Origin of the sequence: Bacteroides xylanisolvens, assembly GCF_018289135.1 — a bacterium.
Taxonomy (GTDB): domain Bacteria; phylum Bacteroidota; class Bacteroidia; order Bacteroidales; family Bacteroidaceae; genus Bacteroides; species Bacteroides xylanisolvens.
Window position 1 is genome coordinate 4,328,809 of sequence record NZ_CP072216.1, and the last position, 15,258, is coordinate 4,344,066.

The following is a 15,258-nucleotide window of genomic DNA, read 5'->3' on the forward strand; positions in this document are numbered from 1 at the left end:
ATAATCCTTAAACGTCTTGTTAAAATTCACCTTCATAACTATTCATTTTTATGACACGTTAATGATAATTCCATTCTGTACTTCTACTGTTTTTCCTTTGAATCGCCCAGACCAGCCATTTTGAGGAAGCATTTTATCAGCTTGTACCACACCTCCACTCACCAGAATGTTTCCGGAATGCACCAACACATCGCCATCGAAATATCCTGCTGAAAATGTAAATTTGTCAGGGTAAGTAGGCTTATCACGGCAACTTCCATAAATACCGGCTCCACCAAATGGAGCAATACCCATGATTGCATTGCTAAAATTGTTTGCCTTGGCATATATGCAGGTATCTCCGGTCCAATAGCCGTCATACCCCAATCGAATTTCAGCATCCCCGTTGCTCCAAAGCATGCAATTCCTTTCAACTGTAAATGTTCCTACCTTTCCTCCGTCTTCAACAAATATTTTTCCATATACAGATGCATTCCGGCATTCCATGCTGCCGTCTTCCAGTATTTTGAAGTTTCCATTAGCCGTTACCAATCCCTCCAACTGTATATGGTCGGCAGTCAGTTTGATTTTGCTCACGGTATTTCCATACTCATCCTCTTCCTCCACGCTTACCCCGATAAGGGCAATCTTTCCTGTATTGTCCTGCGCATACAGACCGGAACCTTCAGGCTTTATAACAAGGCCTGTTTCTTTTAGCGCATTACCATCTTTATCAAAGACCGCTGCCGAAATCTTCACCAGCCGGTCGCTCTGCTCGAACAGTGTCCTGTACTTATAGGCCAGTGCGTCTGCCTTGTTGGTAGAGAATACCAGCAGTGATATGTAAATCACGCCCGTAAACGACAGCTTGAAGTCGCCTGTTCCGTTCCATAGACCATCCAGAGTGAACATCTTCTCACCGCCCACGGGCAGGTCTTCTTCATGGCCGAACAGGTTGAAGTTCTCAAATCCGGTCTTGTCGGCGTTCACAAATTCTATTTTCAGCCTTCCGGCTTTGATGACCCGGTAGCTGAAGGACAGATACACCACGCCGGGCACCCGTTCGCCCTGGCTGTTCGTCTGCCGGTACTCCGGTACCAGCCGGAAGTCCTCCAGTTTCTGCATGATATAGCTGTTCCGGATATAGGCATAAGGCACCTTGCCGTCGGTCCGTATCTCGGCATGCCCGTCCGGCTTCGTTCCGTAAGGACCGCCGTTCGCCCAGATCCAGCGTCCGCCCAGGGTGAACAGCGTAGCCTTGCTGCCCGTCTTCCATTTATCCATGCCGTCAGCAAAACTGCTGTTGTCCAGATAGCTCTGTTCTTCGCGTATTTCTTTGCGCAAGCCTTCCACAGCTGAATGGATTTTCCCCTCGGTTATCTCAAACCGCGTCAGGATGTCCTCACCGGTCATCAGCACAAACGTACCCTTCAGCCACACGTTGTCAGCATACAGGCCGTTTCCCTTCGGTTGGTTGTCTGCCGGAAAAGCGCTGCTCCTGATGCCGTCCAGCTTGCCCAGCCGGCAGCGCAGGCAGCCGTTGAAGTTCTTGGCCTTCACACCGTCCAGAATGTCGACACGGGGCTGTCCGTCCTCCGTGGCCGCAATGGATATAAGGTTCTGCCGGAGCAGGTTTTCCGTGTTGCCCATCAGCACGCATTCATCGCCTGCCTCCGGCTTCACCCCGCCAAACTCGCTCACCGGAACCATCACCCCGCCGGCTATCACCGAGGCCACCTCCACCCAGTAGGATTTCAGCTTTGCCCCGCCTGTAACGGCACAGCGCATCAGGTCATGGGCCACAAAGCCCGATTCCTGTTCAAACACGATGCGGTAGTTGTCACCCTGCTTCACCACGTCCTTGATCTTGCCGTTGGCTGCCGACACCACCAGCTGGCCGCACACGCTGCGCACCTGCTCAATCAGCAGTTCCAGCGCCACCAGGCTTTGCCGGGCAGTCACTTTGTCCACTGTCAGGTTCGTCAGTCCCGTCAGCTGGTCAATCCACAGCTGCCAGCCCTCACCGGTCAGCCCGTCCACAAACTCCGTGCTGCGCAGCAGTTCGCGGATCACAGCAGTCAGGTACTCGGCATTGCCCTCACCGTCCACGCTGCCGCAGGGCTTGCCGCCGGCATCCTCGCCAAAGGTCACACCCTTCAGGAAGCGGATGGGCTCTTTGGCCGTGTCCGGCTGGTTCTTGTTCAGAAACTCTTTCTGGCTGCGCCGCGCGGAAAACAGGTTGTTGTCCGTGGGCAGCGTCTTGTCCCAGCTTCGTATGATGTCCGGAAGGGCAGCGCCTTCCGTCTTTGATTTCGTATAGCTTTTCAGCGCACCGATGCTGTCCGTCACCTTGTCGAACTTGCCCACCTGCAGCGCATCGCTTATCTCGATGTCCATCTGCCCGGGTTCGTTCACCTTGCGGCTGATTTTGGTGATACGGCTCTGCCGGTAGCCTTTTTCCGGGAAATACTTCCGGCTCTCCAGCTTCACCCGTCTGCCCACAAACAGGTCGATGCCGTGCTCCTCCATGTACACCGGGTCTGTCGGAGCTTTGTAGGCGGCAATGTCCAGCCAGTGGTCTTGGTTATATTCCTCTACCGCTGCCGCAAACTCCTCTTCTGCCAGCCGGTAATACTCATCCGGCATCCGGATGTTCCACAGAATATAGGTGTCGCCTGCTCGGGGCACCAGCTTGCCGCCCGGCAGCTGGGTGCCGTCATCGTAGGGCCAGATGGTAATCAGTTCAAATTCCCTTGCCGCACTGTCGTAGTTCACCTCAAAGTAGTGGTCATCGCTTTCTCCCAGTCCGGCCAGGTCGCCCGTCTGGAACGACACGCGCTTGGTCTCGCCGGCCAGCTCGTACAGGTTGGGGTCAAAGTTCAGTTCACCGTCCCGGAAATAATATACAGAGAATTTTTTCCCCCCATCGTCCGTTACCTCCTCGCTGCGCACCGAACTCACCGTACCCACCCGGTGGGGGTAGATACCGCTGAAGGCTTCCTGCTCGTAATGGTCATAGATGCCGTATTCCTCCACGCCCTGCTCGATGTACTTCTTGCCGCCGGGGAGCATCAGCCTCGGGCTGCCGTATTTCTCCGCATCGATGTTGCGGGTCGAACCTACCGGGAACAGGCGGGTGTAGAACTTGGCCGTGTTGCCGGTGTCTCTTTCCAGCGAGGTCAGCCCCTTGCCGTACCCCAGGGCGATTTCTTCCCCGTGTTCACAGCGGCACACGTTCACCGTCTGCCCCTCAATCCACCATTCCACCTTGCCGCCTGCCTTTTCCGCGATGGCTTTCAGCGCTTCGTCGCAGTACATCCCCTCGTAGTCTATCGTGATCAGCTCCGTACCTTCCACCGTACCCACCTTCCAGTCGGTCGTGTGGCCCATGCCGTCATTGATGGCTTTCACCACCATCGCCACATGCTCGCGGGGCGTGGCTGTCAGGGTAAACAGAGGGTTGGTGTCCCCGTCCGTCGTCTCCAGCACCAGGAACCGCTTGATCAGGCTCTCCACGCCGTACAGCTTCAGGTCATAGTCCCATTCGCCCTCGTTCACCTGCTTCGGGGTGTAGCGTTCCGTCAGCCAGTACCGTTCGCCCAGATAGTCCGTGTAGTCGTTCACGTCCAGGGGCAGAAAATCATAGTAGCTGAACGACAGGGAAAGTACATTGTCTCCCTGTACCTCCTTGCTTTGCGTCGAGCTGTCGTTTACGGCCACATCCGCACGCTTGGTCCCGGCTTTGTCATATATCGTTAGAAGCATATTCTAATAGCGTTTGAATGGTTATATAATCGGTTTCGGTTCCCGGAACTTTACCCGGAATTTTCCGGCGTGCACACCTTCCCTCCACAGATAGGTCAGCGGGGTGAACTTCGTGCAGTCGGCATACTTCACCCGCAGTTGCAGGTCCAGCTGGGGAAAACGGATCTCCAGCCAGCCGTCCTTTCCCTGCTTCAGGAAATTTACAAAGGCAAAGTACTGCTTCATCCAGCCTGCCTGGGTCTTGTTGTACAGGGCAAAGTGCAGCGTCACGTCCCGCGCCTCGTTCTTGGGGTTAAGAACTGCAGAGTATTTCTCACCGTCCTCTTCCCGTATGTCCACGGCGGTATCCTTCTTGGCCTTGCTCGGGGTCAGGATGGCCGTCAGGTTCTCCATGCCGCCGCGCCGGTCTTCCACCAGGAACACGCCGTATTCCGTCCAGATGTCCGTGCCGTTCACCAGCACCAGTCCGCTCAGTATATTGCCCATATCACTTCACTTTTAGTCCGTCACGTATCATTTTCTTTATCACTTCCTTCAGTTCGCCCAGGTGTCCGGCGCTCACACCGGTGTTCTCGGCTATCCGGGCCAGATGCCCTTCCGCCGTGTCCATCTTCTCCACCACGCTTTCCAGCCGGTCGTCCATGCTGCTCCAGTGCTGCAGCCCGCTGGCAAACATGCCCTCCAGCTTCGTACCCTGGTCCTGCGTCATGGCCGTAAAGCCGCCCGCTTTCGCACTCTGGCTGGTGCCGCCGGCTTCGGTCTTGTCGTAGCCCGTGGCTGCCGCCAGGTTGTCACGCAGGGCAAGGGCTTCGTCCACATACTGCATGTACTCTTCGGTCAGCGCGTTCCGTTCCGCCTCGGTCAGTTCGTTGTCCTCCATGGCCTTGCCGAACTTCTCCCACCAGCCTTTCAGTTTTTCGCTGTACATCTCACCGATCTTGTTGCTTAGCATCGCCCGCATGAAGTACTCGGATATATCCTCCGCCGCATCCTTGGCACCGTACTCCATTTTCATCAGGTTGTCGATGAAGCTGCTGTACATCCCGTCGAATGAAATACCGGTCAGACCTTCATACAGCTGGTCGGTCAGCTCCTCCAGCTTGCCGGCCTGGTCTATGTAGTCATCCAGTTTCTCGGTCAGTCGCCCGCCATAGCCGCCCTTACCGGTATTCTGTATCTGCGTCCACATGTCCACGTTGCTGCGCAGCGCCTTCATCTCCTCCGGGCTCAGGCTCCACAGGTTCCCGTCCCACTGTCGGCCAATCTGTCCACTCAGTTTGTCTATCTGTGCCTGGTTGAAACCGCCCCAGTAGTAGTTCCAGCTGTGGTGGCTACCGCTGTAGCGTGCCTGTTCCTGCGCTATCTGCAGATAGTTTGCATTCGTCTCTTTCTGGTATTTGTAAGCATCCCGGTAAGCTTCCACCGATTTTGTCCCCTTACTTGCCTTGATGGTATCGGTCAGGTCTTCGATGGAAGTCTGCAGTTTCTCGTTCCGGTCCGTAAGACGGTCAATAGCCGCCTGCACTTCCCTGGCGTTTCCGCCGATGCCGAACAGTTTGTTGAAACCTCCGAAAGACACCGTATTCAGCAATCCCCCGATACCTTTCACAAGGGAACTGCCTATCTGTTTGAACAGGTCTCCGCTGAGGATATTGTCGAGTATTCCGGTTATCGCATTGAAAATGGTGTCTATCAATGATGAGATAATCGGGCCGATACCGTCTTTCAGCAAATCCAGTATGGAGAGAATGGCCGATATGATCTGCCCGATGACTCCGGCACTTGACAGGGTCTCGGACATCTGACTGATGGCATCACCGACCTTGCCTCCGATATTCAGTTTTGAAAGACCGGTAAGCATGTTCTGGATTCCTTCAAATGATCCCTGCAAGGTTCCGCTCGCAAAGCCGTGCAACCCGTCGGATACCATGTTCAACCCGTCAACCGTGTCCCGAGAGGCACTTTTCACCTCCCCGGCAAGCGCCTTCATTTCAGAGGTGGCGTTCAGGTATTCTTCGTCAGCTGAAACGCTGGACGATTGGGCCGTTTGAAGAGCGATTTTGGTACGTTCTATTTCTGCCTGGTTACCGCTTTCAAGAGCCTTGTTGTAATCGGTCTGCGCCGCTTTTAACCGGGCGAATGCCGCTTCCTGCTGCAGTTCCGCATTTTGCACGCGTGTTACGGCATCCCCCAAAGCGTGCATCTGCGTTTGCAGCCGGGCAAAATCCAATGTCCCGTTGCCACCGGGGAGCATGCTTTGAATACGTTCAATGGCATCGTAAACGACCTGCTGGTCTGCGGCTCCCGTTTTCTTGAACTCATCTGTCTTGACATACTGTTTAAGCTCGCCAAGCAGGTTCTTCATCTGGTCTGCAAGCAGACCGGTCAAATCCCCGAACGCTGCTCCCCAGTCTATCTTCTGGGTAAGGGCTTCCATGTCCACTTTGTGCACAGCCGCATCACGCTGCTTCTCCAAAGTCAGCCTTTCTCCCTGGGACTGTGCCTTGCGGATTTTCTCGGCATATTCTTCAGTGATGGCCAGTTTCTGCTGCTGGAAGGTACCGTATTCCTTCAGATAGTCACGCATGGCTTCCGCCTCTTCCCTGTACACGTCCGTCTCCGCTTTTTTCCGGGACTCGGTGTTTGAGGCACGGGCTTTTTCAAGTGCATCCTGTTGCTCACGGGTAAGTCCGTTATCTCCGGGGGATATGCCGGCTTCCTTGTTCTCACGCTTCCAGTCGGCTTCCTGCCGGTTAATTTCTTCTTTTCTCGCGTTATAGTCATATTCGATTTGCGCCAGTTTCTTCTCGGTGCCGTCTTTCATACGGTCTATCTCTTCCTTCCGGTTTTCAGCCTGCAGGGCAGCAAGATCCTTCGCCAGCCTGCGCTCTGTGGCAAGCCTTTGCTTGGCTTCCGCTTCCGGATTCTTTCCGGGCTGTTTGGGGTCGATATGCCCGCCGATATTTCCTTTCTTGGATGCTTCTGCGGCTTTTTTTACCTCTTCCTCCGCTTTTTTCAGATAACCGTCTCGTTTGTTTTCGGCATTTTTCAACAGTATGTCATAAGCTTCCTGATCATGTTTCTTAATGGCAGCCTGTGCGTCATAGAACTGCCCGGATTCTGCCATGTTGGACTGTATGATATATTGTCCCCATTTCCCGAAAAAGCCCATGGCGCTTTCTGCCTCTTCCGGTTTCTGTGCCTTGATTTTATTCACCTCTTCATCGGCTTCTGCAGCTTTTTTTACAAGATTTTGGACATTGGCCTGGTGCAGCAGAACCTGTACATAGTCCTCGCTCTTTTGGATAAGGGTATCATACCATTCAGAAAGTGTTTTATAATACCCGAAAGATTCCCCGTACTTGCGGTTCAGTTCCTCCACCTTGGCCTTTTCCTGTTCCTTGCTTCCGGTGAAGTTCTTTATTTCATTGATAACCGATTTCAGCTCAAAGCGGGTACGCACCATCTGGGCACGGCCGTCCTTCTCTATTTCGGTCATTTCCTTCAGCGATATGTTGAATTCATCCACGCCTTTTTTGGCGCTGAACAGGTCTTTCGTCCAATCCCAGATTTCGTCACCATACATTACCAGCAGCATGATGCCGGTGGTCATGGCCGTCTGCCAGGAAAAAAGTGAGGAAAGAACCTGCTTCCATACCGGTGTGCCTTTCTTGCCGGACTTCTGCAGCTCATCGTATTCCTTGCGGGCACGGGCCAGTTCGTCCGTAAAAATCGGCAGGTTGTTGGATATGGCCATGAAGAACATCTGCGGTCCCATGGCCAAGGAAGGCATTTCACGAGCCATCTGCTGGATGCTGTTATGAAGTCCGTTGAACTGGCGCTGTGCATTAGGTATATCTGCAGGAGTGACCTGTACAGATTCCGATTCGTTTTGCAACATTTTCAACTGGGCGCGCAATTCCTCAAGCTGCTTCTCCAGTGCATGGATCTGCGCGATATTGGCACTCTGGTCCAGATTTGGGGAAGCCGTCTCACCGGCAAGGCGCAGCCTTTCCAGTTCAGCCTCCAACAGTCTGACGGTATTACGCAGTTCCAGTGCCTCACGCTCGGCTTTATTCATGCCGGGCGTAAGGTTATCCTTCATCAAAAATTCAACTTCTACAGGTTTACTCATTCCAGTTTGCTTTGATAAAATCCTACTATATCGTTCGCTTCATCCTCAGCGCTGCGCTCCGGGTGGCTGTCACACTTACCGCTGCCTCCCTTCTGCCGAACATATCGCGGAGCGTCGCTCAGCATCAGTATCAATGTCTGGTAGTTCACACCGTCCAGAATGTAATCCACACTCCAGCCGGTCGCGCTCGCTATCTGATACACGAAGCCGAAAGGGCTATGGGAACCTTCATAACGGGTCCTTAACTCCCCTTCCTTGCCTGGCTCAGTCTCGGACTCATCGGGTTCGCCCGTGCCGCCGAGCTGATAATACGCATAAAATCCTTCGTGCCCATCAGGCGCTCAAATGTCCTGAACAGGGCCGTCAGATAGCGCCAATCGACAAAGTTCCGAAGCACCCACGCCGTCACACCGATGCCTACATGTCGCGACACATAGCCACGGCACACCGTATAGGCCAGCAGACGGCTCACAGCCTTGCCATGTTCCGCAACAAAGGCCAGTTCCTCGGTCTTGTCCTTCGGCTGCCACCCGGGTTCTACCCCCATCTTCAGGTATTCCCTCGCCAGCAGAATCTGCCCGCGCAGTCTCGGACGCTTCATCGTCACACGCACCTCCAATGGGCGTTTCAGCCAGGTGAGCTTCCACCTTTTAAGAGGAACGGACACGCCGCTGTCCAGCAGCGCATCCGCACACTCCATTTCTATCAGTTGTTCCAATCGTTTGTCCATTTCCGCTTAAATTTAGCCTGCAGAATCCGCAATCTTATACGGGGAACCGCCTTCCGTTGGTTTGTTGATCTTCAGCTCGCATTCCACCTTCGACACTTCCGTCAGCGTCAGCTTGCCGCCCAGGTTGGCCAAAATCACGCCGTTGGGTATCGTCATCGTCTGACCGCTCACAAACTTGATTTCCCACTTGCCCGATAACTGGATCAATTCCTCCGGTGCCTCCCACGAAGTGGGTGTTTCATCATTCGGAGCCAGCTTGCCGCCAAGCACCGCCTTCAGGTTCTTGTAGTCCAACTGAATCAGGTTAAACGTGGGGCTGATCGTGCCGTTCTTCTGCAGCAGGGTAAGCACCGGGGCATCCGGCACTTGTTCAGCCTCAATGTCCACGCTCTCCGGCTTCTGGCCGCCCCAGTCCCAGCTGCCTTTCTCAATGTAGCCCACAAGTTTGTCGCCAAACTTCACGCTGGCTATGCCATAAATAAAATTCTTGTTCATTGTCTCTTTACTTTGAGGGTTAATAACACACCGGCCAATAAGCCGGCCAATACACCTGTGATAAACGTCCGCATCCGGTTCGGAGGGCGTTTTTCTTCCATTTGAACGTCATTCGAAGTTTCACTATTGGTCTCACTTCGGATGCGTGTCAGCTCTTCTTCATACCACAGCACCAACTGTTGCAGGCTGTCACACGAGGCTTCGGCCACAAGGTTACCGCTACCGTCAGTTCCTACAATCAGATTGGCCTGTCCACTCTTGCCACGGTACACGGCACCTTCAGGAAGCTTACGGAGGCTGTCCGCCGGTATGGTCAGCTTCACCGCACTCGCCGGTATCCCCGCCATCATCAGTCCCGCCCGTCGGCTTCCGCTCGCGCTGTCGGCGCTTGCCGTTTCCGTCCGGACTTCCCGGTTCATGCTCTTTCGGTGGCTCGCGCAACCTATCAAGCACAGGGCAATCGTCGCGATGAGGACAGTTCCCGGCAGTATCAATAGCTTTTCTAAGACGGGCCATCTCGCGCGTATTGCGGGCCAGTTCCTTCTTTGTTTCACAAAATTCATCTTTTAGAGGTTTTACAATATTTTCCATCAAAATACGGGTGGCATGTTCAGCGTTATCTATGCGCATAGCTTCAGCACCGGCCTCGGCCTTCATCGCTTCCGCTTTCGCTTTTCTCACAGTAGCCCGCAAGGAGCCAATGGTCGCCACCGTACCAACCAGGCCGCCGCCAAGGATAATGTTCATAAATTCGCTCAAGTCCATACCACCCGGTTTTATTATTGATTAATACCTATTTCTTTCAACCATTCCTGCACATCAAAACTCGGACAGGCTTTCGCTGCCAGTTCGTTGTGTCCTACAATGCGTACATCAGGAAATTTCCGGTGAAAATCCTTCACATACTTCTCCAGTGCCTTTTTCTGACAGCCGGTGCGGGTGTCTTTCGGGGTCTTACCGTCTTTTTCCACGCCTCCGGCATACACGATGTGACGGCTTACACTGTTATATCCCTTGGCTCCGTTGGTCACTTCCCAAGGGTCCACCTGTGCATCCTCATTGTTTTCTACCAGACGTTCCACGCCTCCGTTCAGGTGGAACAGGTCGGTATAGCCAACCTGCTTCCATCCTCTTCCTCCCTGGGCAACCGGAGAAGTATGCCATTTGCGGATGTCCGCCGATGATACCTCACGCCCCTCCGGAGTTGCCGTACAGTGAATTACCAAATACTTCAACTTTCCCATATCTTTTATGCTTGATAGCTACTCATCATTACAGCACCGGCATCCTCTTTCTTTGGCATAGCAATGAAATAATGACGGTAGTTAATTAAATTACGCTGGTGTTGCGGATCAGTAGAAGCTTCACTAAAATACATGCGGGTGCTCCCGGTAGCCTTGAATACACGCTTTGTATAGAAAGCAAAAGAACATTGGAATTCCCCAGTTTCCGGCTTTGCTGCCAATGCTTTTTTTGTACCGGCAGTCGTGTAGATTGGGTTATTGGCATACTCATAGATGTCAAATCCATACAGTTTTCCGATTTTACCTGTATTGCGGTCGATGTTGTACTGTTCTTTGAAACTCTGATCTACAAGCAACAGGTCATTAACATGGTCTGTACACAATACCAGACGGCGGTTGTCTGCAGGTACCATCAAGTTATCCAAAGTTGCTTTTAATGCCACAAGATCATTCGGGATCAGACGAAGACGATTAGTCCCTTCTACTTTGGGTCCTGTTGTCTTTAACACAGGAGTAGTAGCCGTATTGTTCTTTGCACAGAAGCTATGGGCTGCTTTCGCAAATTTCGCATCATTTATAGAATTTGAGTGGCTCTCTTTGACACGCTGCATTTTATCATAGCTGATGGCATACAGTTCATCATCTGTTATAGGAGTTACTTTGGTCTGGAATTTATCCAGTTTAATGGCAATATCTTTGTCATCCAATTCTTGGATTTCAATCGGATAAGTCGTATTATTCACCAATACTTCAGGGTCAACGCCAACATCTACCAAGTGTATCACATCATTTTCAACGATAGAACTTTGATCAGGTATCCCATCCAACCAGCTCCCTTCCAGTCCAGCACGAAGAGCTTTAACCAATTCACCAGTCCAGACTTCTTTTAACACTCCAGCACGAAGAATAGAAGCAGTATCCGGCGTATATCCTACCAACATACCCACTGCATTCATTCCAATAGCGCCTGCTATAGGGGCAACTCCCAGAATAGAGGCAAAAACGGCACCGGTCAGCGAATTGAACAACAGTGCCATAATAATCATTGTTACATGCTTCATCATACTTTTCTTTTTTTTAAAGTTCACACTCAAATCCGTATTCTGCCTTATACAATCGCTTGTACTCATCCGGATTTTGTTCTCGCAGTTCCAATAGCGCATCGCCAGGTACTTCACTTAACTTTGCGTATGTAGTGGGTAGTGCTGAAACACGACCATTTACGTTTGTCAAAACTGCCGACAGCTTCACCTGGGGCTGCATGGCATCAAGCACATTCTTCAGTTCATCGGCACCGACCTTCTTGCCAAGTTCGATAAACTGTGTCTTCTTGTCTTCTCCCAAACGTTTTTCCACCACTGCCTTTTCCACAAGACCGGTAATACGGGCCAAAGTCAGCTTCTCGTTTTCTTGTTTCAGGGAATCATTCTCTGCCTTGGCTGCTTTCAGTTCATTTAAGGCTCGATTAACATCAGCCTCCGTTGCCGTTTCCGGCAGCCCCAATTGAAGGGCCAAAAGTTTCAGTTCCATTTCTTCTGTTGTTTTTTGGTTATTAATTAGTGGCAAAGGACAATCACCATCCTTTCCCAATGTGATTTGCTTCCCATCCTTCATCAGTACGATGGCATCATCATTGGAACCTACGTCCACCAGTGATACCTCATACAGTTTGCTTTTGGTTATTGTCGGGCTGGTCTGCCCTTGCAGCAAATGTTCGGGCTGGTCACTCAGTTCCAGAATATCTATTCCGGCACTCACCATTCTCAGGCTGCCGAATTCAAACTGTTTCTTGCATCTTTTACTGAGGTCGGTTGCTTCGTCAAACACCAGTTCCCCGGTTACCTCACCATCTTCCACCCGAAGGTCCTTCACATAGCCAATCACGTTCCCGCGTTGGTGCATGTACAGCAGTACCGGGTTTCGGCAATACTGCTCCACACTCATGCCCGATGTCAGCACACGGCTTCCGTAGCTGTTCAGGCTGTCGTTTGAAATTCTTACACGTTTACTCATTTTCTCATGCCACGCCTTTATGCATTGGCGCTGCAATATTACAGAGCACTTACCGGGAAGCCAAAAAAGTGTGCAATGGTTGCACACTTCTATGAAACCGTTGCACATTATTTTGGCTGCAAGCTGATAAGCGGACAACTTTGCGAATAAATCGGGCAGGTGCAAGGGACTCCGAAGCCTGCCTTTAACCCTATATTCTTTATTATATGACAAAGGCAGAAATCGAAAAGAAAAAATCTCTTGCACGCTCACTGTTCCTTTCCGGCATGGAGCAGACCGAAATTGCGGAGAAAGTGGACGTATCACGCGTCACCATATCAAAATGGTGCACGGCTGACGGATGGAAAGAAGCAAGGGCGGCAAAGAACGTCACCCGGCCGGAACTGGTAAACAAACTCCTGCTCACCATTGATACACTCATTACTCAAGTCAACGAATCAAACGACCCTGCACTTGTAGCCGGTCTCGGGGACAAACTGGCCAAACTTTCAGCGGTGATCGAAAAGTTAGACAAGAAGGCCAATGTAGTGGATGTCATTGAAGTATTCATGGCATTCTCCAAATGGATTGAATACCGTTCAACCATCGACCCGGAAGTGACTCCGGAACTGGTCAGGGCAATCAACAAGTACCAGGATCTGTATATCACCGAACAGATGGGCATAAAATAAAACAGCTATGGCAACAGCAGCGGAAAAGAAACAGGCATACGAACAGTGGAAGGAACACTGTAAAAGAGTACAGTCCATCACGGATACGGCTTTGCTTGCCAACGAGACACCGGCACAAAAGGACAGGCGTATTCTGCGGCTGCAGGGTAACTATGCCGCGTTCTGTGAATATTACTTTCCCCACTTCCTCACCTTGCGTGACAAAACCACCGGGGAAGTCATACGCACCATCCACAATGCACCGTTCCACAATGCGGCAGCGGCTAAAGTAAAAGGTACACCCAACCTGAAGGCAGTATTCATGTGGCCGCGTGGCCATGCCAAGTCCACACACATGGACATTTTTGTTCCGCTGTGGCTGATGTTCCAGCCCAAGCGCCTCATCAACTTCATGGTGGTGGTCGGCAAAAGCGAAGATTCAGCCACGCGTCTGCTGGGAGATATTCAGGCAGAACTGGAGCATAACCAGCGCATCATTGCCGATTTCGGCAAGCAGCAGGGAAATGCCTCCTGGCAGGATGGGGAGTTCAAGGCAGCCAACGGGGTGAAATTCCTGGCTTGCGGACGCGGACAGTCTCCGCGTGGTCTGCGCGACCGGGAAGCACGTCCGGACTACATCGTCATCGATGACTTGGATGACGACGAACTGTGCCGCAATGAGAAACGGGTGCATGACATTACAGACTGGGTGAAAGAAGCCCTTTTTGGTGCACTGGATGTGGGTCGGGGACGTTTTATCATGGTCGGGAACCTCATTTCTAAAAACTCGGTGCTGGCCAATCTCACCAAGACAAAAGGGGTACATGTATCCGTCATCAAGGCCATAGACAGGAACGGTGAACCGGTATGGCGCGAAAAATGGACCAAAGAAGAAGCGCAGGAATACAAGGATTTCGTAGGCTACCGGGCATGGGAAAAGGAGATGATGCACAACCCCATCGTGGACGGCACTATTTTTCGGGCAGACTGGATTCGTTACAAGAAACTGCCCAGGCTGTCCAAGTATGAAATGCTGGTCTGCTATACCGACCCCTCTTTCAAATCGACCACTTCAAACGACTACAAGGCTTGCCGCCTTTGGGGCAAGATTGGGAAGGAACTGCACCTTATAGACTGTTACGTCCGGCAGGATACCGTTTCCGGAATGGTACGGTGGCTTTACGACCTCTACGAGCGTACACGCGATACGGCAGCCGTCCAGTTCTTTATGGAAGCGAACTTCATGCAGGATGTCATTCTGGATGAGTTTGAGGCAGAAGGAAATCTGCGTGGATACCAACTGCCCATCATGCCGGACAAACGAAAGAAGCCGGACAAGCTCCAGCGCATCGAAGCGGTCTCACCATTATGGGAACGCGGTTTCGTATTCTACAATGAGAAGTTGAAAGAATCGCCGGATATGCAGACCGGCATCGAACAGACCTTGGCTCTGGAGCGTGGCAGCCGTATTCACGATGATGCACCGGATGCCGACGAGGGAGCCATCTGGATGCTGCAGCGCAATTCAAGACAGGAGAGTTTTCAACCGGTGTTCGGCAAAAGGCCGACCGCCAAAAATATATGGTAACATGATACAGCTGATTAAAAGAATGATTTTTGCATGGCGCTATAAACGTGCCGTTGCCCGTGCTTGCAAGTATGCCAAGCTCTACGGAAGAAAATACTACGTCCTGTATATGGGCGGCAAACTGAAAGTTGTCCCCAAAAGGAATATCTGCGAACTGATTCACCGCCACCGTTTCCGCAAGGGAACCACTATCCGGGATATAGAAAAAATGGCATTGTTCATCACTAAATAATAAGGTCATGTTCATTACAGAAGAAGATTACAAAGTTGTCATCGGCGACAACGCATTGAAGGTTATTTCTCAGGTAAGCCCGGAAAACCGTACCAATGCAGAAGCGGAAGCCCGGGAAGAAATTGCCGGTTATCTACGGCCGAAATACGACTGTACGGCCATTTTCTCTGCACAGGATGAACATCGGAACCGGCTCATTGTCATGTACACCTGCGACATTTCACTTTACCACATGAGTGCAGCCATGCCGCAAAAGATGGGAAGCGAGATACGCAAGGAACGATATGAACGGGCCATCAAGTGGCTTGAAGGCGTACAAGCTGGAAAAATTGTCCCTGATTTGCCCCTGGCTGTCGGAGAGGATGGGCTTCCGTCCGGAAATTCATTTGTTTACAGCTGTCAGAAGCAGCTTCATCATAACTGGTAG

15 protein-coding genes are annotated in these 15,258 nt (G+C 51.8%); 4 read left to right on the forward strand and 11 right to left on the reverse strand.

Going from position 1 to position 15,258, the window contains the following annotated elements; all coding sequences use genetic code 11:
* Positions 1 to 48 precede the first annotated feature (48 nt).
* Genes INE92_RS18265 through INE92_RS18315 form a run of 11 tightly spaced genes read right to left on the reverse strand, consistent with a single transcriptional unit; the run spans position 49 to position 12,361 of the window.
* Positions 49 to 3,744 carry a hypothetical protein gene (locus INE92_RS18265; RefSeq protein WP_233476889.1) on the reverse strand — a complete coding sequence of 1,232 codons (3,696 nt, stop codon included), beginning with the start codon at positions 3,742 to 3,744 and terminating at the stop codon, positions 49 to 51.
* Between the two features lie 21 nt (positions 3,745 to 3,765).
* Positions 3,766 to 4,230, reverse strand: coding sequence for a hypothetical protein (locus tag INE92_RS18270; protein WP_117921424.1), 465 nt, complete (start codon positions 4,228 to 4,230; stop codon positions 3,766 to 3,768).
* 1 nt (position 4,231) lies between these two features.
* Positions 4,232 to 7,879, reverse strand: coding sequence for a phage tail family protein (locus INE92_RS18275; RefSeq protein WP_211421217.1), 3,648 nt, complete (start codon positions 7,877 to 7,879; stop codon positions 4,232 to 4,234).
* Positions 7,876 to 8,082 carry a hypothetical protein gene (locus tag INE92_RS18280; protein WP_117921428.1) on the reverse strand — a complete coding sequence of 69 codons (207 nt, stop codon included), beginning with the start codon at positions 8,080 to 8,082 and terminating at the stop codon, positions 7,876 to 7,878. The genes INE92_RS18275 and INE92_RS18280 overlap by 4 nt, the downstream gene beginning before the upstream one ends.
* Positions 8,083 to 8,120: 38 nt before the next feature.
* Positions 8,121 to 8,609 carry a hypothetical protein gene (locus INE92_RS18285; RefSeq protein ID WP_151856012.1) on the reverse strand — a complete coding sequence of 163 codons (489 nt, stop codon included), beginning with the start codon at positions 8,607 to 8,609 and terminating at the stop codon, positions 8,121 to 8,123.
* A gap of 12 nt (positions 8,610 to 8,621) precedes the next feature.
* Positions 8,622 to 9,104 carry a hypothetical protein gene (locus INE92_RS18290; RefSeq protein WP_211421218.1) on the reverse strand — a complete coding sequence of 161 codons (483 nt, stop codon included), beginning with the start codon at positions 9,102 to 9,104 and terminating at the stop codon, positions 8,622 to 8,624.
* Positions 9,101 to 9,427 carry a hypothetical protein gene (locus tag INE92_RS18295; protein WP_233476891.1) on the reverse strand — a complete coding sequence of 109 codons (327 nt, stop codon included), beginning with the start codon at positions 9,425 to 9,427 and terminating at the stop codon, positions 9,101 to 9,103. Before INE92_RS18295 ends, INE92_RS18290 begins: the two co-directional genes overlap by 4 nt.
* Positions 9,393 to 9,869 carry a hypothetical protein gene (locus INE92_RS18300; protein ID WP_211421219.1) on the reverse strand — a complete coding sequence of 159 codons (477 nt, stop codon included), beginning with the start codon at positions 9,867 to 9,869 and terminating at the stop codon, positions 9,393 to 9,395. The genes INE92_RS18295 and INE92_RS18300 overlap by 35 nt, the downstream gene beginning before the upstream one ends.
* Positions 9,870 to 9,883: 14 nt before the next feature.
* Positions 9,884 to 10,348 carry an N-acetylmuramoyl-L-alanine amidase gene (locus INE92_RS18305; protein WP_211421220.1) on the reverse strand — a complete coding sequence of 155 codons (465 nt, stop codon included), beginning with the start codon at positions 10,346 to 10,348 and terminating at the stop codon, positions 9,884 to 9,886.
* A gap of 5 nt (positions 10,349 to 10,353) precedes the next feature.
* Positions 10,354 to 11,394, reverse strand: coding sequence for a hypothetical protein (locus INE92_RS18310; RefSeq protein ID WP_212702075.1), 1,041 nt, complete (start codon positions 11,392 to 11,394; stop codon positions 10,354 to 10,356).
* A gap of 31 nt (positions 11,395 to 11,425) precedes the next feature.
* Positions 11,426 to 12,361 (reverse strand): HK97 family phage prohead protease, encoded by a 936-nt coding sequence (locus INE92_RS18315; RefSeq protein WP_211421221.1) that lies wholly within the window; start codon positions 12,359 to 12,361, stop codon positions 11,426 to 11,428.
* A gap of 206 nt (positions 12,362 to 12,567) precedes the next feature.
* Here INE92_RS18315 and INE92_RS18320 point away from each other — a divergent pair, with 206 nt between their 5' ends.
* The 4 genes from INE92_RS18320 to INE92_RS18335 are packed head-to-tail and all read left to right on the forward strand — an operon-like array spanning position 12,568 to position 15,258.
* Positions 12,568 to 13,032 carry a terminase gpP N-terminus-related DNA-binding protein gene (locus INE92_RS18320; RefSeq protein WP_005798268.1) on the forward strand — a complete coding sequence of 155 codons (465 nt, stop codon included), beginning with the start codon at positions 12,568 to 12,570 and terminating at the stop codon, positions 13,030 to 13,032.
* A gap of 7 nt (positions 13,033 to 13,039) precedes the next feature.
* A complete protein-coding gene (locus INE92_RS18325; RefSeq protein WP_211421222.1) occupies positions 13,040 to 14,599 on the forward strand; it encodes a hypothetical protein in 1,560 nt (519 codons plus the stop codon).
* 1 nt (position 14,600) lies between these two features.
* A complete protein-coding gene (locus tag INE92_RS18330; RefSeq protein ID WP_005798272.1) occupies positions 14,601 to 14,831 on the forward strand; it encodes a hypothetical protein in 231 nt (76 codons plus the stop codon).
* Positions 14,832 to 14,838: 7 nt separating this feature from the next.
* Positions 14,839 to 15,258, forward strand: coding sequence for a phage protein Gp36 family protein (locus tag INE92_RS18335; protein ID WP_005798274.1), 420 nt, complete (start codon positions 14,839 to 14,841; stop codon positions 15,256 to 15,258).